Origin of the sequence: Cellulosimicrobium cellulans (assembly GCF_016907755.1) — a bacterium.
Lineage (GTDB): Bacteria > Actinomycetota > Actinomycetes > Actinomycetales > Cellulomonadaceae > Cellulosimicrobium > Cellulosimicrobium cellulans_D.
In genome coordinates, this window is the sequence record NZ_JAFBCN010000001.1 from 1,938,173 (window position 1) to 1,960,794 (window position 22,622).

General features: G+C 70.6%; 14 protein-coding genes and 1 pseudogene. 7 read left to right on the top strand and 8 right to left on the bottom strand.

The features are described from left to right. Positions 1–25: 25 nt before the first annotated feature. Positions 26–307, bottom strand: coding sequence for a DUF3892 domain-containing protein (locus JOE63_RS08320; RefSeq protein WP_076405185.1), 282 nt, complete (start codon positions 305–307; stop codon positions 26–28). 53 nt (positions 308–360) lie between these two features. Then, the gene (locus JOE63_RS08325; protein ID WP_204540567.1) at positions 361–501 is read right to left on the bottom strand and encodes a hypothetical protein; all 141 of its coding nucleotides are present in this window, start codon (positions 499–501) and stop codon (positions 361–363) included. A gap of 181 nt (positions 502–682) precedes the next feature. On the opposite strand from JOE63_RS08325, the gene JOE63_RS08330 reads away from it, so the two are divergent. The 5 genes from JOE63_RS08330 (at position 683) to JOE63_RS20970 (ending at position 9,253) form a co-directional block, all read left to right on the top strand. After that, complete coding sequence (locus tag JOE63_RS08330; RefSeq protein ID WP_204540569.1) at positions 683–2,842, top strand: hypothetical protein; 2,160 nt, start codon at positions 683–685, stop codon at positions 2,840–2,842. 92 nt (positions 2,843–2,934) lie between these two features. Continuing rightward, on the top strand, positions 2,935–4,515 hold the full coding sequence (locus tag JOE63_RS08335; protein ID WP_239577512.1) for a class I SAM-dependent DNA methyltransferase: 1,581 nt from the start codon (positions 2,935–2,937) through the stop codon (positions 4,513–4,515). Then, positions 4,512–5,672 carry a restriction endonuclease subunit S gene (locus JOE63_RS08340; RefSeq protein ID WP_204540575.1) on the top strand — a complete coding sequence of 387 codons (1,161 nt, stop codon included), beginning with the start codon at positions 4,512–4,514 and terminating at the stop codon, positions 5,670–5,672. The genes JOE63_RS08335 and JOE63_RS08340 overlap by 4 nt, the downstream gene beginning before the upstream one ends. A 510-nt stretch (positions 5,673–6,182) precedes the next feature. Continuing rightward, on the top strand, positions 6,183–7,682 hold the full coding sequence (locus JOE63_RS08345) for a hypothetical protein (RefSeq protein ID WP_204540578.1): 1,500 nt from the start codon (positions 6,183–6,185) through the stop codon (positions 7,680–7,682). Beyond that, complete coding sequence (locus tag JOE63_RS20970; protein ID WP_239576656.1) at positions 7,679–9,253, top strand: DUF4041 domain-containing protein; 1,575 nt, start codon at positions 7,679–7,681, stop codon at positions 9,251–9,253. Before JOE63_RS08345 ends, JOE63_RS20970 begins: the two co-directional genes overlap by 4 nt. Before the next feature lie 42 nt (positions 9,254–9,295). Here the strand turns inward: JOE63_RS20970 and JOE63_RS08355 are convergent, their stop codons facing one another. The 6 genes and pseudogenes from JOE63_RS08355 to zorA form a co-directional block, all read right to left on the bottom strand. Further along, positions 9,296–10,207: a type II toxin-antitoxin system HipA family toxin gene (locus JOE63_RS08355; RefSeq protein ID WP_204540581.1), complete on the bottom strand. Its 912-nt coding sequence runs from the start codon at positions 10,205–10,207 to the stop codon at positions 9,296–9,298. A 3-nt stretch (positions 10,208–10,210) separates the two neighbouring features. Beyond that, a pseudogene (locus JOE63_RS21785) lies at positions 10,211–10,297 on the bottom strand (hypothetical protein); the annotation flags it as partial. Positions 10,298–10,321: 24 nt separating this feature from the next. Further along, positions 10,322–13,351 carry a DEAD/DEAH box helicase gene (locus JOE63_RS08360; RefSeq protein ID WP_204540584.1) on the bottom strand — a complete coding sequence of 1,010 codons (3,030 nt, stop codon included), beginning with the start codon at positions 13,349–13,351 and terminating at the stop codon, positions 10,322–10,324. Positions 13,352–13,355: 4 nt separating this feature from the next. Beyond that, positions 13,356–14,768 carry an EH signature domain-containing protein gene (locus tag JOE63_RS08365; protein ID WP_204540587.1) on the bottom strand — a complete coding sequence of 471 codons (1,413 nt, stop codon included), beginning with the start codon at positions 14,766–14,768 and terminating at the stop codon, positions 13,356–13,358. Positions 14,769–14,899: 131 nt separating this feature from the next. Further along, positions 14,900–15,688, bottom strand: coding sequence for an OmpA/MotB family protein (locus JOE63_RS08370; protein ID WP_307839999.1), 789 nt, complete (start codon positions 15,686–15,688; stop codon positions 14,900–14,902). Further along, the gene (zorA, locus tag JOE63_RS08375) at positions 15,681–17,429 is read right to left on the bottom strand and encodes an anti-phage ZorAB system protein ZorA (RefSeq protein WP_204540590.1); all 1,749 of its coding nucleotides are present in this window, start codon (positions 17,427–17,429) and stop codon (positions 15,681–15,683) included. Before zorA ends, JOE63_RS08370 begins: the two co-directional genes overlap by 8 nt. 386 nt (positions 17,430–17,815) lie before the next feature. Here zorA and JOE63_RS08380 point away from each other — a divergent pair, with 386 nt between their 5' ends. Both JOE63_RS08380 and JOE63_RS08385 read left to right on the top strand, forming a co-directional pair. Beyond that, the gene (locus JOE63_RS08380; RefSeq protein ID WP_204540593.1) at positions 17,816–21,190 is read left to right on the top strand and encodes a type I restriction endonuclease subunit R; all 3,375 of its coding nucleotides are present in this window, start codon (positions 17,816–17,818) and stop codon (positions 21,188–21,190) included. Then, a complete protein-coding gene (locus JOE63_RS08385; RefSeq protein WP_204540596.1) occupies positions 21,187–22,602 on the top strand; it encodes a hypothetical protein in 1,416 nt (471 codons plus the stop codon). Before JOE63_RS08380 ends, JOE63_RS08385 begins: the two co-directional genes overlap by 4 nt. Positions 22,603–22,622 lie beyond the last annotated feature (20 nt).

The following is a 22,622-nucleotide window of genomic DNA, read 5'->3' on the forward strand; positions in this document are numbered from 1 at the left end:
ATGGCGTCGGTGGGTCGGGGCGCGCTCAGTGGCGGGGGAGGTGCAGGAGGTTGTCGGTCTCGCGTCCGTTCGCGACGGACGTGATGTAGCGGGTCCCGCGCGGGCTGACGCGGGCGACGACGTCGGCCTGGTTGTGCGTGCGCTCGTCGAACGTGCGGAAGCGCTCACCGCGGCGGATGGCGGCGTGCACGGCCTCGCGGGTCCCGGCGCGGAGCGGCCCGGTCGTGGTGGTCGAGTAGCGGACCTCGACGACGTGCTCGTTGGTGGTGCCCGGGTGCGCGACCCGGACGGAGCGGATGAACGGCATGGTGATCTCCTTCTCGTGTGGTGCGGGTGCGTCGTGACGGTGGGCGACGTAGCTCAGTCCTCGTCGGCGTCCGGCTCGGTCTCGGCCCGGTCGCCGGGTGGGGTGAGGGACACGCAGTGCGGGCACAGGCCGCGCCCCTCGTGGAGGGGGTACACGGAGCCGCACTGGCACCTCACGTGGCTGATCGGGGTCATGCGAGCTCCTTCGCCTGCGCCGGCCCTCGGTGTCCGGTCATGGAGGGAGCGTCCTCGAACGGGAGGTCGGCTGACCTCATTCCATGCGATAAGAGGGCTTATCGAATTGGAGGCCTACGGCGCACCTGATCGCGATAGGTTCAGGACCTCGACGACGAACACGACCAAGGAGGTGCCTGCCGTGACGATGTCTCCTGCGATCGCCGCGCCGCGGCCGCTGCTCGCGGACCTGCGCCTCACGCTCGCCGACGTTGCCGAGCTCGCCCACGTACGACGTCCGGTGGTGTCGGTCTGGCGCCGGCGTCACGCCTCCGGCCCCACGCCGTTCCCCGCGCCGGTACGGCGGGCGGTCGCCGTCGCGGGTCGAGCGGGCTCCGAGGCGCTGCTGTTCCGCGCGTCGGACGTGGCGGACTGGGTCGAGGCGAGCGGCCTCGGCAACAACCGCGCGTTCCGCGCGGACGTCGCGCTGCGGGCGGTGCTCGACGACGCGTCCGGCCCGGACCGCGACGTCGACTTCGCCGGGCTCACCGCGCTCCTGCGCCTCAAGGCCTACGTGTCCGAACCCCTCGCGTCCCTCGACGTGGACGACGTCCTCGACCTGGCGGACGAGCTCGACCCGGACGACGATGCCCTCTACGCGGAGGTAGAGGCGCTCGGGGAGCACCTCGACCGGTTCGCCGCGCTCGCGGATCTCGCGGCCGGTTCGGCGTACACGCCCGGTGCCGCCGTGGAGGCGCTGCTCGCCGACCGGTTTCGCACGGGCCGCGACGAGCTCTCCCGATCGGCGCTCGCGCCCGCAGCGCTCGCGCTCGTCGCGGACCTGGCGGGTGCCGTCGGGGGCGACCTCGCGGCGTCGGGTGTGACGGTCGAGCGTGCGGTCGCCGACCCGTACCCGGGTTGCGGGGACCTCTTGGCGGCCGTCCTCGGCCGCGGCGAGGTCGTCGAGTCCCCGACGGCCCACGTGCCGACGGGCGACGCCCACCGCCTGGTACGCCGCCGGCTCGGCGCGCACGGCTGGTCCGTGCGGCCACTGCAGGCCGAGCCCGTCGCCGGTGCTCCCGGGTCCCACGAGCTCCCGCTCGTGGTGACCCAGGTCCCTCCCGTCGGCTCCGGCGTGCTCGACGACGTCGCCGTCCTCGACCTCGTCGACAACCTTGTCCTCGGCCTCGCTGACCGTCAGTTCGCGCTCGTGATCGGGCCCGCGAGCGCGCTGATCGACGCGTCGTCGTCGCCCGAGGCGGAGTCGGTGCGCTCAGCCCTGCTGCGACCGAACCACCTGCGCGCGGCGGTGCTCCTCCCCGCCGGCCTCCTCGTGGAGCGCTCGCGTGAGCGCCTCGCGCTCTGGGTCCTCCGGGGCGGCGAACCCGACCCGGACCTCGACATCGCGGACCGCTGGACGACCGTGGCCGACCTCTCGGGGGTCTCGCCCGTGCACGGCGCGTTCCCGCCGGGGGTGGTCCAGGACCTCGTGACCGACGTCGTGGCGGCGCTCGGCACACGGGACGACGTGGCACGGCATGCTTTCCGGTTCTCCCGATTCGTGCACGTGCGCGAGCTGCTCGCCGCGCGGGGAAGCCTCGTCGAGGTCGTGCGACCGCTCGCACCGGTCGCACGCGACGACGGCGGTGCTGCCGTCGCGCGCGCCGTCGAGCTGGTGGACGCGCTCGACGACGTCTCGCGCCCGGCGCTCGACGTCCGGGTCGATCGCGGAGACGCCGCGCCGGTGCGGCGGGCGCGGTTGGGAAGCCTCGTCGACGGGGGTGTCGTGCGCCGCGTGCCGGGCAACCGGCTCGACGACGCCGACGTGCGTGCGCCCGGCGGCGACCCGGCGGGCGAGTCGCGGATCCTGGGCGTCCCCGAGCTGCTCGGCGACCTGGAGGTCGGGGCACGTGTCGTCGACCGCCTGGGGTTCGCCGCCCGGTATCCGGCGGGACGTCTTACCGAGCCGGGCGACGTCGTGTTCTGCACGACGCCGCGCCCCGCCGCGATCGTCGACACCGCGGGCTTCTCCGTGGTCGCCTTCCCGGCCCGGGTACTGCGCCTGCGGGCACGCGGTCCTGCCGAGCCGCGCGGTGCGGTCGGGGCCGACGCGCTGCTCGTGCCCGAGGTGCTCGCGCGCGACGTCGCGACGCAGGCCCGGGGGACCCGGTGGCGATCCTGGGACGTGCGGATCGTCCCAGCCGACCAGGCGGACGAGGTCGCGGAGGCGCTCGCGCGAGTGCGCGAGAGGCGGGCCGCGGCACGCGCCGAGCTGGCGCGGCTCGAGGAGCTGGAGCAGGTGCTGGTCGACGGCGTCACGAGCGGTGTCGTACGCATGCGCAAGGATGAGCCCGGCTCGTGAGCAAGGTTGTTCACGAGGACCATTCGAGGAAGCGAGCAGAAGTGCCCCCGAGGACGAAGCAGGCGGTGGCCACGCCGAGCACGGCGACCACCATGAAGGAGCTCAAGGACACGCTGTGGAAGGCCGCGGACAAGCTCCGCGGTTCCATGGACGCGAGCCAGTACAAGGACGTGGTCCTCGGGCTCGTGTTCCTCAAGTACGTGTCCGACGCGTTCGAGGAGCGGCGTGGCGCGATCCTCGCCGAGTGTGTCGCGGACGGGCTGACCGAGGAGGACGCGCAGCCGCTGCTGGAGGACCAGGACGAGTACCGCCGGGCGGGCGTGTTCTGGGTCCCGACGCGCTCGCGCTGGGGCTACCTCGCGCAGCACGCCAAGGGGCGGGCGGCCACGCCCGAGGAGCCGGGCGCGACGATCGGCGAGCTCGTCGACGACGCGATGGTGCACATCATGGGGTCGAACCCCGCCCTCGCCGCCACGCTCCCGACGATCTTCAACTCGAACAGCGTCGACCAGCGCCGACTCGGCGAGCTCGTCGACCTGTTCAGCTCGGCGCGGTTCACCGGCGTCGGTGCGATCCGCGCGCGCGACGTGCTCGGTGAGGTGTACGAGTACTTCCTCGCGAAGTTCGCCGCCGCCGAGGGCAAGCGTGGCGGCGAGTTCTACACGCCCCCCGGCGTGGTGCGCGTGCTCGTCGAGATGCTCGAGCCGTACGCGGGCCGCGTGTACGACCCGGCGTGCGGGTCCGGCGGCATGTTCGTCCAGGCCGAGAAGTTTCTCGAGCGCCACGGCGCCGACCCGCAGGCCATCTCCGTGTACGGGCAGGAGCTCAACGAGCGCACCTGGCGCATGGCCAAGATGAACCTCGCCGTGCACGGCCTCACCGGCCAGCTCGGCGCGCGCTGGGGCGACACGTTCGCGCGCGACCTGCACCCCGACGTGCAGATGGACTACGTCATGGCCAACCCGCCCTTCAACATCAAGGACTGGGCCCGCGCTACCGACGACGCCCGCTGGCGCTACGGCGTCCCGCCCGCCGGGAACGCCAACTACGGCTGGATCCAGCACATCCTGTCCAAGCTCGCGCCCGGCGGGTCCGCGGGTGTGGTCATGGCCAACGGGTCCATGTCGTCCAACTCCGGGGGAGAGGGCGAGATCCGCGCCCAGCTCGTCGAGGCCGACCTCGTGTCCTGCATGGTCGCACTGCCCACGCAGCTCTTCCGGTCGACCGGGATCCCTGTGTGCGTGTGGTTCTTCGCGAAGGACAAGACGGCGGGCTCGCGCGGGTCCGTCGACCGCACCGGGCAGGTGCTCTTCCTCGACGCCCGCAACCTCGGCCACATGGTCGACCGCGCCGAGCGCGCGCTGTCCGACGACGACATCGCGAAGATCGCCGGCACGTTCCACGCGTGGCGCGGGACGAAGTCGGCTGTTGACGCCGGACTGACCTACGAGGACATCCCGGGCTTCGCCTACTCCGCGACGCTCGCCGAGATCAAGGACGCCGGCTACGCGCTCACGCCCGGCCGGTACGTCGGCGCCGCCGAGGTCGAGGACGACGGCGAGCCCGTCGAGGAGAAGATCGCAAGACTCACCAAGGACCTCTTCGAGCAGTTCGAGGAGTCGAGCCATCTCGAGCAGGTAGTCCGCGAGCAGTTGGGCAGGCTCGACGCATGAGCATCCGTCTCGAAGAAGCGCTCGAAGTCCTCATTGATCATCGTGGCAAGACGCCACGGAAACTGGGCTCGGACTTCGTCTCGGAGGGGGTGCCGGTCGCATCCGCCATCCTCGTCCGCGACGGGGTGCTCGACCTCAGCGAAGCCCGCTTTGTGGATGAAGAGACGTACTCGCGATGGATGCCAGTCCCTGTCAAGCGTGGTGATGTCCTTCTCACCAGTGAGGCCCCGCTCGGCAGGGTCGCACGCGTACGCGACGACGCTCCACTGGTCCTGGGACAGCGGCTCTTCGGATTGCGCGGTAAGAACGGCGTTCTGGACGACGGCTTTCTGTACTACGCGCTTCAGACGGACCGGCTGCAGTCCGAACTCAGTGGTCGCGCCACGGGAACGACGGTCGTCGGGATCCGTCAGTCGGCACTCCGCGACGTGCGGATTTCGCTGCCGGAGTTCTCCACACAGCGAGCGATCGGCGACGTGCTCGGTGCGCTCGATGACAAGATCGCGGCCAACACCCGCCTCGTCACCACCGCGGGTCATCTCGCCGCTGCCACCGTGCGTCGAGCGCTCGATACTTCAGCTTCGAGCCGACTCGATGAGCTGGCCGTCATCAAGATGGGGTCGTCGCCGACGGGAGAGACGCTCAACGAGTCCGGTGATGGTCTGGTGTTCTACCAGGGAGTTCGGGACTTCGGGACGAGGTTTCCCTCCCGTCGCGTGTGGACGACGGCCCCGACGCGGACTGCGGATGAGGGAGACGTTCTTGTCAGCGTTCGAGCGCCTGTCGGCGAGGTGAACCTAGCGAACGAGCATCTCTGCATCGGTCGTGGGCTCGCGGCGGTTCGGTCGAGGAGCGCCCATCAGAGCACGCTCTTCCACCTCCTCAAGCACGTCCCCGAGGCGTGGGCGCCCTACGAGGCGGAGGGAACCGTCTTCGGATCGATCAACCGCGCGCAACTACACTCGCTCGAGTTGCCTCGGCTGGCTGATGGCATCGACCCCGAGGCGCTCGAGTCGGAGGTGCGAGCACTCGAGAGCCGGATCGCCAGCGCTCTGCGCGAGTCGAGCACCCTCACCGCTCTTCGAGACACGCTGCTGCCGCAGCTCATGTCGGGGAAGCTCCGGGTGCGTGAGGCGGCCGAGATGGCAGGGCTATGACGGTGCCGCACGTGTCGCCGGGGTCCAGCACGCTCGTGCCCGCGTCGTCCGCTCGTCGGGGGTGCCCGACGCGCGGTCGCACGCTCGCCGCGAACCCGGACGGGTCGTGGCCGCCGCACCTGGATGCGACCAGCACCGCCGTCTGCCCCGGCCCGCGCCGCACTGCGAGGCGAGGTCCCGCGCGGACGGGCGCTGCGCCGTCGGGCACGACTACCCGGAACGGGGCCGCCCCGAGCGGCGCGAGCCCGAGCGTGCCCGACCAGGACGCCCTGGCCGAGACCCCGCGTCGTCGCACCCGGGAAGGAGACGGGCGAGGACCGCCCGACCTCTCTCGCGCGTCGCGAGGCCCGGTTCCGCGAGCGGGCGATCCTCGACCTCGACGACGGTCCTGCCGGCGAAGACCTCGACGACACGCTCGACCGTGCCCGCGAGTCCCGCGGCAGCCTCCCGACGTTGGGGAGCCGCCGCCGGTAGCCCCGAAAGGTCTGTTGTTCTGCGAGGGGGAGGAACATGCTGGTCGAGATCGTGTGCCTGGCGCTCGGCATGGCGACGGTCGCCGGAGCCGTGGTCACGGTGGGGACGCTGGGCGGGCTGTACGGGGTACCGGAGAGCGGTGCGCGTCGGCAGGAGCTCCTCCGACTCTTTCTGGCGGAGCGCTTCCACTGGGAACCGGGCGACCCTGTCGACGAGGCCTGGGCCGCGTCGTTGAGTCGTGCGCTCCGCGAGCACGAGACCGTGCCGGATGCCGAGGAACGACGCAAGCAGCTGATCGCGCTCGGCTTGCGGCTGCAGGGAAAGGAGCCCACCCCGACCGCGATCGGCGAGGTGGCCTACCGCTCCGAGATGTTCGACGCCCGAGCGCGGAGGCGCTTGGCGGACGCGTCGATGACCGCGCCGAGCATCCCGGCGCTGCTCGTCGCGTGGCGCAGGCAGTGTGGGATCGAGGAAGTACGGTCGGTGGCGGTCAGCCTTCGCATCACGTTGTCGACGACGCTCCAGCGGGTCGGGATCCGAGCCGCGACGCTGATCGGGCTCGGGAGCGCCGCGGCGGTCGTGGGCGCCGTCATGGTGTGGGCACTCGTCGGGATCCGCACACCGCTGGTCGACCTCGCCGGTCAGTGGGTCGCTGTCGTGTCGGTCGTCATGGTGGGACTTCTGGTTGTTCTCGAAGTCCGGGATCACCTGCTCCCCGAGCTGGCGCGAGGTGGTCGTCTGGGAGGCTGGGTCCTCGTCGTCCCGCTGGTGCTCGGTCTCCCCACAGCCGTCGCTCTCGCTCAGCGTCGAGGATGGCTCGCGTCCGGGGCGCAGCTTCTCGACGACCGCATCGGCTCCTGGTTAGCCTCCCCCGTGGTGGGGGCCGTCGTCGTCTGCCTCCTGCTGTTGCTCCCTGTCGCTGGCGCGACGCAGCGGTCGTGGCGCTGGCGTACCCCGCCCGTGAACCGCTCCGCGCCCGGGCAGCGCTCTGATCGCGTCGAGGCGATCGCCACCGCCACGGGGTTCGCGTTGATGGCCGCTCTCGGGATCACCGCTGTGGCGGATGTCGAGGATCTGTACCTCCCGCTCGGTGTGGCGTTCTTCGGGATCGTTGTGCTCGGGTCTCTGGTCGTCGGCAGCCTCCGTTTCGCTGAGCACCGCGGGCGTACCAAGGACCTCAGGCAGGCCGGTGCCGACCCCGCCCGCGGCACCTTCCGCTGGTGGCTCGTCGGGCTCGCGATTCTTGCACCGACGCTGCTGGATCCTCTTGCTCTGCCGATCGGCTCGGTCGTCGAGCACTCAGTAGCTGCCCCAGGTGGCGTAGCGCGAGGGCTCGCTTTGGCGATGGTGTTCTCGGTGGCCGTGATCGTCGCGGCCTTCGCGGTTCCCGGGGTGCTCGTCTGGCAGGGCGTGGCTGCGCTGCGTCGATACCGGCGAGTGCTCCGCCGCCACCGAGAGTTGGTGTGGGAGATGCGCGTCCATGCACGGCGCGAACGATCGTACGTAGAAGCACAAGGGTGTAAGGAGAACGCATGAGCACGCAGGGGTATCGATGGAACTCACCACCGAGCTGGCCCGCGCCGCCGGAGGGGTGGGTGCCGCCCGACGGATGGACACCGCCGGGGGACTGGCCGCAGCCCCCGCCCGGCTGGCAGTTCTGGGTGCCGATCGCACCGGAGCCTGCACCGACCACTGCGCCCGCTCCGCCCAGCCCCGTTGCCGTGCCGCTCACCGCGCCGCCCGCCGTGCCGTCGAGCACCGCGACCGGGCAGCCCACGGGGGACCCGGGGATACCGCTGTTCGGCGCGAGGCGACGGGCGCGGGAGCTCGCGGCGTCGGCCGACGGGCTGCGTGCGGAGAACGAGCGCTTGCTCGCGGAACTGCACCGGGTCGGTGCCCTGGATGCGGTGACGATCGAGCGCGAGCGGGCGGACGCACGGCGCCGGTTCCAGGATGAGACGGCTGCGCTCGACGCCGAGCGCCAGGCGTCGCGCGAGCGGTTCGCAGCAGAGATCGCCGGCCTCACCTCGCGGCGGGAGGCGCTCGACTCGCGTGTCCGCGAGCTCGAGGCGACGGTCGTCCACCTCGAGGAGACGGAGATCCTCCAGGAGGTGGGGGTCTACGAGTATCAGCACCCTCTGGAGAACGTCGAGGCGTACAAGGAGCGCCTCGCCGCGCTGCGCGGTCACATCAAGGACATGGCGAAGGTGGATGGCGGAGCCATCGAGTCCGCCGCGGGATGGACGGTGAACGGATCCGAGGCGCAGGGGCGCAAGATGGTGTCGCAGATCTCCAAGCTCATGCTGCGTGCCTACAACGGAGAGGCGGACGCTCTCGTCCGTGGCCTCAAGCCGCACCGCCTGGCAGCCAGCGTCGACAAGCTCGAGAAGACGAAGGCGACTATCGCTCGGCTCGGCAGCATGATGTCGATCCACGTCTCGGATCGATACCACGACGCGCGAGTCTTCGAGCTCGGCCTCACCGCCGACTATCTCGCGAAGGTCGAGGAGGAAAAGGAAGCGAACCGCGCCGCACGCGAGGCCCTGCGCGAGCAGCGCAAGGTCGAGCAGGAGATCGCGCGAGCGCGCGAGAAGCTCGAGAAGGAGAAGAGCCACCTGGCGAACGTCCTCGAGACGCTCAAGGCGAAGGGCGATCTGGAGGCCGTCGCCCGGTACGAGGCCCAGCTGGCCGACGTCGATCGTGCGATCGAGGATGTCGACTACCGGGCAGCGAACCAGCGCGCGGGCTACGTGTACGTGATCTCGAACCTCGGGGCCTTCGGCGAGGGGATGATCAAGATCGGCATGACGCGTCGGCTCGAACCGATGGACCGGGTCCGAGAGCTCGGTGACGCGTCGGTGCCGTTCGGGTTCGACGTCCACGCGCTCTTCTTCTCCGACGACGCGGTCGGTATCGAGGCCGAGATGCATCGTCGTCTGGCGGAGAAGCGGGTCAATCGGGTGAACCTGCGGCGCGAGTTCTTCTACGCGACTCCCCACGACGCGCTCGTCCAGCTCCGGGACCTCGCGGGCGACGTGCTGCAGTTCACCGAGCTGCCCGAAGCGCTGGAGTACCGGCAGAGCCAGAATCTCCGGACGACTGGCTGAGAACGTCCCGGCGCCGTCAGGATGCGGCGCGTGCGGCAGTCGCTAATCGGGCGACCGCGGTCGCTCTCTCGGCCACGCGTTCCGGAACCTGAGCGTGTGGGACATCGGCCGGGACTGCATCGAGCCGTGCAGAACGGCGTCCGCCACCGAGGCGATGGTCTCCACCGCCGTCGCGCGACCCATTCCCCAGGACACCGCCTCCTCGACCAGGAGTGCACCCGTGACGAGGTCGAGCCGGTTCCGGCCCGCGACGGTGAGCCCGGAATGCCGGTACGCGGAGGAGACGAGGTAGGCCGGGGCGGCGTCGTACAGGGGTGCGACGCTGTACGACGCCTCGGCGTCGACGAGCAGCGAGTAGTTCTTCGCGTGCGCGTCGCCGTTGCCGACGATCGCGTTGAAGGTGACGAGCCGGAGCAGGTCGCGGCGGAGGGCCGCGGGGTCGATCGCCTCGGCCGAGGCTGTGCGTGCGACGCTGGCGAGTCGTCCCGGCGACCGTGCGGACGGCTCGTACTTGTCCTGCGCGGCAAGACCGAGCGCCTGGGCGAGGTCCTCCTGGTGCGACCGTCGCCCGCCGGTGCGGTCGTACCGCTCGACGACGATCACGTCCCGCCCGTCGACCGCGATCAGCTCGCTGCGGGCGGCCGGGACACCGCTTGCCTGGGCGAGCAGCAGCGTCCAGTGCTCGAGCCGTACCAGGCTCTCGATCCCCGTCCCGCCGAGTGGTTCAGGCTTGACGATGTGCGTGGAGAGCGCGCCGTTCGCGGGCCAGGCCCAGCCCGTCTCGGTGCGGTGCAGCAGCACCTTCGCCTGCACACCACCGAGCGACGCGGTCACGGTGAGGTCGTCCGGCGGATCGAGCGTCGGCAGCTCGGACACGAGCCGCGCGAACTCGGCGTCGTCCAGGGGTCGGAGGTACCCGTCGTCGAACGTGGCTCCCTCCGGTGTGAGCTGCACGGCTCCGGCGCACTCGGCCCCGACCCGGGCGAGGAGGCCGAACGTGTCCGAGGGGCCGACGTTGTGCTCCCGCTCGAGCGCAGCCCGCAGCCCGCAGCCCGCAGCTCGTCGCGATCAGCTCGGGTCGAGCGTCAGAGCATCCGCGAGCTCATCCTCGGTGACCTTCTCCGGGACGACGATCGCCTCGCGCAGGATCGTCTTCTGCTGCAGGAGTCGGTCGAGGTTGAGGTCGAACGATGTCATGTCCGGGTGCAGCGCCGCGGGCAGGTACACCGAGACCGGTCTCGTCTGGCCGATGCGATAGATCCGGTCGGTCGCCTGCGCCTCCTTCGCCGGGTTCCAGTGCCGCTCGAGATGGATCGCGTGGTTCGCGCCGACGACGGTCAGCCCGACCCCCACGGCCAGGGGCGACATGATGATGACGTTGAACCCCGGGCGCTGCTCGAACCTCTCGATGATGCGCTTGCGCGTCGGTGACGAGCCGGTGGACACCGCTGCCGTGTCGCCGTTCACGACCGACACCGGGAGGTCGTACCGGTCCTGGAGCCAGAGGGCGAGGCTGCGCTGGACCTTCTTGTTGATGACGAAGACGATCGCTTTCTCACCCTTGTCGCGGACCGCGTCGAGGACCCCGAGAGCCGCCGTCATCCGAGCTGAGAGCGCGAGCGAACCGGGATCGGTCCCGAGCTCACCGTCGCCGCGCGCCGCGGGGTGCAGGCTCACAGCACGCAGACCCTGGACCGCCTTCAGCGCAGCCCCTTGGGCGCCCGTGCTGCGCTGGTAGTCGCGCAGGACGTCGTCGTACACCTCGCGCTGTCCCGCCGGCATCGGGACGCCGAGCTCCGGCCGGGCGACGCGCGACGGGCCCTCCTCGGGGCCGTAGACGGTCTTCGGCGGGAGATCGGCGAGGTGGTCCTCCTTCACACGTCGCAGCATGAACGGCCCGACGAGCGCGCGGAGCTCCTCGCCGATACGCATCTTCTCCTGCGGGTCGGCGTCCTTCATCGGAGCGACCCACCGCGACCGGAAGTCGGACCACGAGCCGAGCAGCCCGGGCTGGGCCGTGTCCATGAGGCACCAGAAGTCCAGCATGGAGTTCTCGACGGGGGTCCCGGTCGCGAGCAGCTTGAACCGGGCCTTGAGCGCCTTCGCCGCTCGGGTCGCGAGCGTGTCAGGGTTCTTCACCGTCTGCGCCTCGTCGAAGACGACGGTGCCCCAGTCAACCTGTGCCAGGGAGAGCTGGTACGAGCGAAGGGTGTCGTACGTGGTGAGCACAAGGCGCCCCGGCATATCGAGCCGACGGTCCCCGTGGTCGGGGCCGACGCGCAGCGAGAAGCGGATGGCGTCGTCCCGCATCATCCCGCGCTCGTCCAGCGACGTGACGGTCGCCGTCGTCTCCCGGCCCGCACCCGCGAGCCGGAACCGCGGCAGGTCGCGACCGCCCTGGAGCACGACGACGTCGCCGAACGGCGACTCCGGAAAGGTCGCCGCGAGCTCCGCCTCCCAGTTCTCGATGAGCGCGACGGGCAGGACGGCGAGGGTCGGGTGTGGATCCTCGCCCAGCGCACGCTCCGCAGCCATGAGCTCGCGCAGCGCGACCAGCGTCATGTAGGTCTTGCCGAGACCCATGTCGTCCGCGAGGACCGCTCCCTGGACGCGGGTGGCCGAGGACTCGGGGGCGCGCGTCGAGGCGGCCATGAGCGCTGCCATCCACTCGACGCCGTCGCGCTGGTGCGGATAGGGCGACCGTGCCAGCGAGTCGTAGTCGACCGGCCGGATCGGCCGCGCTGCGACGGCTGTTCCGCGCAGGGCGTCGGCGACGTCCTGCGCGTCGGCGACGTGCACGCCCACCTGCACACGTCGGGCAGGTTCTTCGGGAGCAGGGGCGTCGGCGTCCGCGGAGGACGAGGCGTCCGACGATGCACGCGCCTCCTCCTCGAGGCGGTCCCGCGCCTCGTGCAGGGCGGCGGCGGTGGCCCGCTCGTCGCCGATGTCGACGACCTGGTCCCCGACCGCGACCGCAGAGCGCCCCGCCTCGCGGGCCGCCTCCACGTCGCGCTCGACCTGCTCGAGCCTCGGGAGGGAGTCGATGAGCCCGGCGAGCACGTCCGCGGGCCGCAGGGTCGGGTCGCCGCCGAACCACGAGATTCCGGACTCGCTCGCGTCCGTGAACGTCTGCGGGACGATGACCCCGATTCCGGCGACCCGCACGCCGAAGTGCAGGTCGACGTCCACCCGCGTGGGATCGTAGAAGTCCCCCGGGGCACGGTAGAAGTCCTGCTTCTCCTCGGCGGGGATGTGCGGGCGGCGCAGCACCTCGCGGACGCCCTCCGCCTGGTCCTCCTCGAGCATCACGAGCTGGTTGCCCACCCGGAGCACGCTCGGTCCCTCGTCCTCGACATGATGGCGTCGTGACGAGACCGCGCTCGGGTCGACCTCGGCACCCAGGTCGGGGCTGATCGCGAGGGACCCGTCGGGTTGCTCCTCGACGAGCAGGCTCACGGACGCGGGCGACACGGTGCTGAACTCGTCGAGGTGCCCGAGCGAGAAGGTGACGCCGTCGAGCTGCGCCGCATCTCGCTGAGCCGCCTGGATCTCTGCGACCAGTCGCACGTTGTCCGCCTCCGACCGACGGCCGGCTTCGAGGATCGCGTGCCGCTCGACGGCGAGCACCACCCGGAGCGCGCGCGGAGACAGTCTGTACCGGGTCTCGGACCCGATGGTGACGACCGGGCCCGTCCGCCGACAGGGCTCGTCGCCGTCCTCGAGCACGACACGCAGCGACACGTCGAAGTGCCGCGACGTCGTGTTGTGCCGGATCTTCGGCTCGAGCCTGCCCGGGAGCAGCGGGGGAAGCCCGAGGATCGCAGCCTCCTCCGGACCCATCGCCGCGATGTCCCGGGACCGGACCGCGTACCCGTTCGGCAGAGGCAGTGCGGCACCGGCCTCCTCCATCATCTCCAGGACCAGGAACTGCTCCTGCGTCGACCGCTGCCCCTCACCCTGCCGCAGCAGGTCCAGGTCCTCCGCCGTCGTGACGAAGTTGGCACCGTCGTCGTCGTACGAGACCTGGAACCGACGCATCGGCGCCGCCTCGTCGTCGGGCCGCATGCGCAGCCGGGAGAGCATGTCCTTCAAGCCCATGGGTTCACCTCATCACGGAACGGGCGCCGAGTACCGGTAGGCCGAACCGACGCTTGAGCTGGGAGTAGTCGTCAGCGGACATCAGGGTCCGCGGGTCGAGGTTCACGCCGAGCGCCTCGACGATGAAGCGGACCGCGTGGTGCTGCCACGTCGACTCGTGATGCGTGATCGACGTGTGGGCTCGTGCACCCCCCGGATGATTCCGCGCATGATCGTTCGGGACGGTGTACGTGAGCATCTCGGGCGTGAACGTCCTGCGGGAGCGGTCCGTGAGGATCCCGCGAGCCGGGCCGTCGAAGATCCAGAGCTTGAAGCTGTGCGACCCTTCGACGAGGTGGAAGGACCCGCAGTCCAGAACGACGATCGCCGTGTCGGTGCGCGCCGTCAGACTTGAGACGTCCGTCCGGAGCCGGCCGAGCTGGTGCTGCACCGACGCGCGGGCACGGTTACCGAGAACGACCCGCGACTCGCGGACGAGGCCCTGCTCGTAGAGTCCCCACAAGAACCGTTTGCGGGCGGGGAACATGCGGAGCATGTCCTCCTTGCCGTTGTCCCGGGCGTACGTGTCGACCGCCTCGAGGAAGAGGCGCAGGTCCTCGACGCTCATCCAGCGCACGGCCCGCTCGCGAGCGGATGGTGGGAGAGGCTCCCACCAACGGTTCCACTGCGCCGAGCGTTGCAGGCGAGGATCGCCCCCGATGTCCACGAGCGCTTCGAGCCACGCGTCGCACGGCGCACCGTTTCCTGTTCGCGTCGTCATGACCTCAAGGAGGTCGTGACCGAAGTAGCGGCCCGCGCTGCCGGGCGCGTCGACCACCGACCGCGCCGTGATCTCCGGCAGGAAGCCGAGACCGGTCGGGTCGGTGTGGTCCGCGCGAGCTAGGCGCTCCAGGTAGACGGCCTGCCGGACGAGCAGCCCGAACCGGCCGGACTCGTACCCCTGCAGCCCCCGGGCGCGGACCCAGTCGTCCAGGGGGCGGGGGATCCCGTCGGCGCCGGAAGCCACGAGCAGCCCCGCGACGCGCCGTGGCGCGTCGCGGACGAGCAGCTCCTCGGGGTGCTCGCGCGCGACGTCCGCGACATCGATGACGACCGGGGCGCGGCGGGGCAGCGGAGCGAGCCGTGCGGCGCGCCGTGCCGCCGCGGACGTGGCGTCGAAGAGTCCCGCCGTCCAGGAGTCGAGCAGGTCGAAGTGCCGGAGCACGAGGTCGACGAGCGCGCGGACGAGGAGCCGCGACGGATGGGGGTCCTGACGTTCGACGACCGCCCGGACGAGGTCCGGCGTCATCGAGACCCGAGCCCGCTCCACGTCGTGGCTCCACACCGAGACGAGTGCGCGTGCCACGCGACGTTCGTGGAGCCGCGTCACGATCGCGTCGATCTCCCCGTGGTCGATCGCGGCGCGGATCTCGTCCATCAGCACTCCGAACGCGCGTCCACCGCCGGCCTCACGCCGCTGCCGGGAGGCTCGCGCCACCAGGCCGGTCCACGAGCCGGTCATGCTCTCCGGCCAGTGCGGGAGATCGAAGGTCGCGGTGGGACGCACGATCAGCCTTCCTCGGCAGGAGCTTCGTCCAGGAGTCGGGAGAGATCCTCTGCGGTCGGGCGGATCACCGTGAACCGGATCTCGATGCGGCGGTTCGCGGCCCGCTCGGCATCAGTCGTCTGCTGCGAGGTCACCGGCCGGGTCTCTCCGTACCCGGACACGGAGAACAGGGGGCTCCCGTCCGAACGCTGGAGCGTCGCGAGTCGGTGGTCGGCGGGAAGCGCCGTCTCCCAGTAGCGCCACAGCGAGATCGCGCGGAAGGTCGACAGCCCCCAGTTGCCGGTTCCCTCGACGCCCTCGAACTGGTTGTTGTCGGTGTGCCCTTCCACGAACACGGTGTCGATGTAGCGGAAGCGGTCGTCCGTGCGGAGCGCCGCAGAGATCGCCTCGCCGATCTGCAGCGCGACCGCCTGGTGCTCGGGACGCAGTTCCCACTCGGAGCTCTCGAAGCCCAGCAGCTCCGTCGGGATGCTCAGCACCGAGTTGTCCTCGCTGACATGCACGGCGAGACCTTGGGACTGGAGCCCGTCGGCGATCTCGAGCAGCATCTGCGCCCTGACGTCCTCGGCGCGGCTCAGGTCGGCGATGTGGCTGCTGAACTCGTCACGCTCCTGCTCCGCGGCCTCCTGCTGCGCCGCGAGCGCCTGCTGCTCCTGGGTGACCTGGAGGACGAGCGCCACGACGGCGAGCATGAAGACCGCGAGCAGCGCGGTCATGAGGTCGGTGAAGGAGACCCAGTACGGGTTGTCGGCGTCCGAGGTGTCGCCGGGTCGGCGCCGTCCTCTACGCACGCGCCGACACCTTCGCCTTCGCGTCGATCTCGTCGACGACCTCCGCGAGGGCCTGGCTGGTCTGCAGCATGTGCGCGGCGAACTCGCGCGTGTGCGCGTCCCAGGTCTCGAGCCGGTCCCGGGTCTGGTGATGGACCTTGTCGCCGTACTCGTCGAGCCAGTCGCGCAGCACGGCGCTCTGGTTCTCGACCCGCTGCTGGAGGTCGTCGAGGAACTGGCGCTGCGACGCGCGCAGGGTGTCGAACGCCGTGTTCGCGGACTGCGCGGCGGTCAGGAGCTTCCCGGCCGTCGCCGCCGTGGTCTCGGTGAGCCGGTCGAGCTCCGTCGTGTGTCGGTCCAGCAACCGAGCCGCCTCCTGGTGCGCCTCGGCGGTCCCGGCGAGCGCGGTCGCGCCGGCGTCGAACGACTCCTCGAGCCGCCGGCTCGTCGTCTCGAACGCGCGGGACGTGGAGCCGAGCAGCTCCGAGGACCGCTGCAGCCCGGTCGTCGCGGCCCCGAGCTTGCCGGCGGCGGCGTCCATCCCGACGGCGAGGGCGCTGAGCGACCCGTCCAGGATCTTCGCCTGGCTCGTCACGAGCTCGGTCAGTGTCGACATCTCCGCCTCGAAGGCCTGCGTGCGTTCCGACATCTGGGAGCGGAACGACTCCTCCTGCTCCGCGATCTGGCGCTCCTGCGCCGCAGTCTGCGCGGTGGTTGCTGCCGCCTGGGCAGCCGCCGCCTCCTGCATGGAGGCCACCGCGGCACCGACCCGGTCCGAGACTCCCGTGAGCGCGCTGTCCAGCGTGGCCGACGCCGAGCCCAGCTCTGCCGCCTGCCGCTCGCCGATCCCGCGGAAGCTCTCGGTGAACTTGTCCACGAGGTCCTCGAAGACCTGGGCCGACTGGTTCGAGGTCCGCTCCGCCAGCGCGTTCATCGACGGCGCCACCGCGGTCTCGATCGCTCGCGTGAGGGCCGACTGCATCTCCTCGGACAGGCCGGTGACCGCTTCCTGGAGCTTGGTACCGATCTTCTCGTGCAGCTCTGCCAGGGCCGTCGCCGAGTCCTGGGTGAACTGCTCGATCCGGACGAGCGAGTGCTCCGGGGTCTGCAGGAGGAACACCTGGTCGATCTGGTCGCGGACCTCTGCGGAGTGCTTGGAGATCGACCGCGAGCAGATCTTCTCGAGGATGTTCACGACGAGGCTGCAGAGCACGCCCCACACGGACGCGATAAAGCCGAGACCTGCTCCCTTGACCAGGGCCTCGATACCCGTCCGCATCTCGTCGGCAGTCGCAGCCTGGCTGAGGTTCAGTCCGTTGAGCCCGACGGCGAGCCCGATGAACGTCCCGAGCAGTCCGAGCGCAGTGAGGATCGACGGTGCGGCCCCGAGCAGCCGGTTGCGCACGAGCTCGGGCGCGAAACGGTCGGGACTGAAGTAGTGCTCCGCCTCGACCGTGTTGCTGAGCCGGTCGTCATCCAGGACGACGAGGGTCTCGTCGAACTCGCGCCACAGCGCGTTCCCTCGGCCGGGTGCCATGGCGCGTCCACGCAGCTCCCGACGGACGGAAGACGCGTTCCCTGCGTCCAGCACGGAGATGAGGGTGCGGACCTGTGCGATGGCCTTGACGCCCAGCATGTAGGCACGCACGGTGTAGGCAACCGCCCAGAGGGCGACGAGGACGATCAGGGCGACGGCGACGCAGATGATGATCGCGTGACCATCACCTTCGAGCGCCTCGGAGATCAGGGTGACCGGGTTCACTCGTCGTGGCTGCCTCTCGTGCGTGGCCGTGCGTCGAACGACCGAAGCGGCCGAGCACGGACAAGGGTGGTGAGCACCGGACGGCTCGACAGTGCGGCGCGACCGGATCGTACGGCCTGGTCGGCGACGTCGAGAAGTCCGTCCAGGGTGAAGTTCGGGGGATCTTCCCGGCGCCGAACCGGCCTCGGTGCACAAGAGGCTCGCAGAACGATCGGTCGGGCACGGACGCGCTACGTGATAATCCCTTCTATCGGTGTGCAGCACGCTTTGCGACCTCGCCTACGACATCCTGGCGTCTGACGAACCAGCGCCCAGTAGTCTCACGACCAGCCGTCGACCGGGACGTGTGACCGAGACTGGCCAGGCACCGACGCCACGGAGGAACAGTGCGCAGCAACGAAGCCGAGTGGGAGCACCTCGCGCTCGACCATCTCGCCGGGATCGGCTGGCAGCACCTCGACGGGGCGGCGGTCGCACCCGGCGCGGCGTCCGCCGTCGGGCACCCCGGGTACGCGACGGGGGGCGAGCCGCTGCCGCAGCGAGAGTCCTGGGACGAGGTCGTGATCCCCTCACGTGTGCGCGCCGCGCTGCGACGCCTCAACCCGGACGTCCCGCGCGACTACCTCGAGCAGGCGCTCGTCGAGATCCTGCGCCCGACGTCGCAGGATGCGATCACGGAGAACAAGCGCGTCCACGACGTCCTCGTCGACGGGTACCGCGGCGTCACGTACGTCGAGGACGGGCGTCAGCAGACCCCGACGATCCGCCTCGTCTCCTCGCGCGAGGACGAGAACGAGTGGCTGGCGGTCAACCAGGTCCGCGTGGTCGACGGCGACGTCGAGCGCCGCTTCGACGTCGTGCTGTACCTCAACGGGCTGCCGGTCGTGGTCATGGAGCTCAAGGACGCAGGGAGCGCGAGGGCCGACGTCGCCGCCGCGCACGCGCAGCTCACGACGTACGTGCGCGAGCTGCCCATGGCGTTCCGCGCGTGCGTCCTCACGGTGATCAGCGACGGGATCGTCGCGAAGTACGGGACGCCGTTCACGCCGCTCAACCACTACTCGCCGTGGAACGTGGACGACGACGGGCGTGTCGTGGGCCCGACCGGCGCGCCCGTCCCCGCGGTCACCGATGCGGACCAGGCGGCGGACCGAGACGGGCGCGCCGTCGACGGCATCACGGACGACGTCGTGGAAGGTGAGGTGACCCTCTCGTCGCCGCTCGAGACGATGCTCGACGGGCTCTTCAACCCGCAGCGCTTCGTGCAGCTGCTGCGCGGGTTCGTCGCGTTCGACGAGGGCGACGACGGGCTCACCAAGCGCGTCGCCAAGCCGCACCAGTACTTCGGGGTGAGTCGAGCGCTCGAGGCGACGATCCGGGCCGTCGAGACCGACGGTCGCGCGGGCGTCGTCTGGCACACGCAGGGCTCCGGGAAGTCCATGGAGATGGAGCTCTACGCGGCCCACGTGGCGCGGCACCCGAAGCTGTCGAACCCGACCATCGTCGTCGTCACCGACCGCACCGAGCTCGACGGGCAGCTCTACGAGACGTTCGCTCGCTCGCAGCTGCTCACCGAGGCGCCACGGCAGATCCGGCGGAGGGCTGAGCTGCGCGACGAGCTCGCGTCGCGCAGGACCGGGGGCATCTACTTCACGACCCTGCAGAAGTTCGGCCTCACCGCGGAGGAGAAGCGCGCGGGTGCCAAGCACCCCGTGCTGTCCGACCGCCGCAACGTCGTGCTCGTCGTCGACGAGGCGCACCGCTCGCACTACGACGACCTCGACGGCTATGCGTGGCACCTGAAGAACGCGCTTCCGAACGCGACGCTCATCGCTTTCACCGGCACGCCGATCTCGACCGCCGACCGCAACACCGAGAAGGTCTTCGGCGACGTCATCGACGTGTACGACCTCACGCGCGCCGTCGAGGACGGCGCGACGGTGCCCGTCTACTTCGAGCCTCGGCTCGTCAAGGTCGCGTTCGCGGACGGTCTGGACGCGGAGACGATCGACGCCGCCGCGGACGAGGCGACCGCCGGTCTCGATGACGTCGAGCGCGACCGCATCGAGAAGTCGGTCGCCGTCGTCAACGCCGTGTACGGGGCGCCGGCGCGGCTGCGCGAGCTCGCGGCTGACCTCGTGCAGCACTGGGAGCGGCGGCGTGAGGCGATGGCCGAGCTCGTGCAGGGCACGTCAGTGCTCGACGGCGCGCGCCCGCCCCGCGCGGGCGACGTCGCCGGGGCAGAGCGTGCTCCGGGCAAGGGGCTGATCGTCGCGGCGACGCGCGACATCTGCGCGCGGCTGTACGACGAGATCGTCGCGCTCCGTCCCGACTGGCACTCCGACGACCTGCACGCGGGGAGGATCAAAGTCGTCTACTCCGGTACTGCGGCGGACCAGCCACCGATCGCCGATCACGTCCGTCGCGACTCCGAGAACGCCGTCGTCAAGAAGCGCCTGAAGGACCCCGACGACGAGCTCGAGCTCGTCATCGTCAAGGACATGATGCTCACCGGGTACGACTCGCCCCCGCTGCACACGCTCTACCTCGACCGACCCATGCGTGGAGCGCTGCTCATGCAGACGCTCGCCCGCGTCAACCGCACGTTCCGCGGCAAGAACGCCGGCCTGCTCGTGGCATCCGCACCGATCGCGGAGAACCTGCGCGCGGCGCTCGCGGAGTACACGGTGCGCGACCAGGGTGCGCGACCGGTCGGACGCACCGTCGACGACGCGGCCGAGGTGGTGGCCGACCTCGTCGCACGGCTGCGCGAGCTCGTCGATCCGTCGGGATGGCGGGGACGACTGACGAGCGCCCGCGCGGCGGGGTCGCGTCGTGGCTATCTCGACACGGTTCTCGCGACCGTCGCGTGGCTGCGCGACCCGCGCACGCCCGGCAACGTCGTCACGGCAGACGGCGAGGAGTCGCGCGGGGCCGAGTTCCGCCGTCGGGCCGCGGCGCTCGCGAGGGCCTGGGCCATCGCCGGTCGGTCCGACGCCGTCACGGATCTCGCGGACGACGCGCGGTTCTACGAGCAGGTCCGCGTGTGGATGGGCAAGCTCGACGCCGAGGAGCGCCAGGCTCGTGGCGAGCCCGTGCCCGACGACGTCCAGCGGCTCCTCAACCAGCTCATGGCGACGGCGGTGGTGTCCGGGGAGGTCGTCGACGTGTATTCCGCCGCCGGGCTCGAGCATCCACGGCTCGACCGCATCGATGACGACTTCCTCGCGACCGCGCAGGCGGCACCGAACCCCCAGCTGACCATCGAAGCGCTGCGCCGGCTCGTCACGGAGGAGTCGAGGCGGCTCACGCGCGGCAACCTCGTGCGGCAGCAGGTGTTCTCCGACCGCCTCCAGGCGATCATGTCGAAGTACGTGAACTCCAACCTCACGTCCGCCGAGGTCATCGCAGCGCTCGTGGAGATGGCACGGGAGGTGGCCGCGGAGGAGACGCGCGGGCAGCGGTTCGATCCCCCGCTCAACCGCGACGAGCTCGCCTTCTACGACGCCGTGTCCACGAACGAGTCGGCCGTCGACGTGCAGGGCGAGGACGTCCTCGCGCAGATCGCGCGGGACCTCGTCGCCGTGATGCGCCGCGACGTCAAGACCGACTGGACCGTCCGCGACGACGTCAAGGCCAAGCTCCGCTCGTCGATCAAGCGGCTGCTCATCAAGCACAAGTACCCGCCGGATCAGCAGTCCGGGGCGATTGTCCTCGTCATGCAGCAGATGGAGTCGATGGCGCCGCGCTACGCGGCGTGATGGAGGAAGAGATGATTGAGCTCGTCGCCGAGACCGTCTGGCGCTCACTCGAGCCGGCGCCGTTCGTGTCGCCGATCCGGGCAGCAGTCGCCTATCTGGGGACGGATGCACCGACGATCCTGCCGTTAGGGGTAGGGGACGTGCTGGTCGTGGACGGGTCGGACGCCGCGCTCGCCGCAGGCTCGACGAACCCGGCCGCCATCAGACGCTTTGTCGAGGCCGGGGCGGTCGTCGTGTCGCTGGCCGGCTTACACGCCAAGGTGGTGCTCGAGGGCGGTCCGGCGCCTCGATGTCTGGTCGGGTCCGCGAACGTCTCCGCGCACTCGCGCGACGACCTCCGCGAGGCCGCGATCCTCAGCGACGACCCGGCGCTCGTCGACCAGGTCGAGGCGCAGCTCGACCTGTGGGTCGGCGACCCGTCCGCCGTGGTGGTCGACGAGCGCTGGCTCGCCCGGGCAGACCGCGTGTACGCGGCGCCGCGCAGTCCGCGGGTCCGACGTGAGGCCGGGCGATCGGACACGGGCCGCCCGCTGTGGCTCGTTGTCGTCGAGGACGACGACCCGCCTCCTCAGGGCGTGCTCGACGCGTTCGACCATCTGCGTGCCCAGCATCGCGATGTCGACGCCACGTTCTACCGGACGACGGACGACGGACCCGTCGAGGGCGTGGGCGACTCCGTGTTGCTCTACCGGAGCACGCGGTCCGGTCGTCACCCGCACGGGAATGCGAGACCCCTCCCGCTGTCACGGGTGGCACGGATCGTGGAGAGCGAGAGCGGACGTTACTGCTTCGTCACGGTGGACACCAACGGCACGTCGCCGTCGTTCTCCGACGTGCGTCGCGCGCTGGCTGAGGTCGGCACGGCGATCGAGGACGTGGTGGACACGGTGCTCGAAGGCCAAGATCGAGAGGCTGTTCTGTCCCTTTTGGCGCCGTCCAGCGGTCAGGTGTGGGTCGCCCACGAGTGTCCGAGGTGCGCGGCGACCATGAGGCGCGTGGACTACGGGATGCTTCCCGGTCCGTTCGACTCGACGCGCTTCGAGGCCGGGGGGTGCGTGAGCGGCCCCAGGCGGCCGACCCACCGGTGCAGTGACTGCGGACACGAAGCATGGCGGCTCTCCTTTGAGTCGGAGGCGCACTTCGAGACGCTCGAGGACCTGCTCGAGGATCACGAGTCGTCGGATCTCGAGAGCCTTGCCGTGCGGGTCACGGACACCATCGACCACGATCCGGTGACGATCCAGGTGATGGCGGACTGGGAGGACGGCTCACCAGCCGTGATCGAGATCTTCATCGGCTCGCGGACGGCGGTCCTCCAGTTCCCGTTCACCAGGAGCGAGTTCTGGGCGGAGTGCGAGTTTCTCTACGACGTCATGATGATCGAGGCCGAGGAGGCCTTCGCGGACGACTGACAGGAGGGACCTGGTCACCG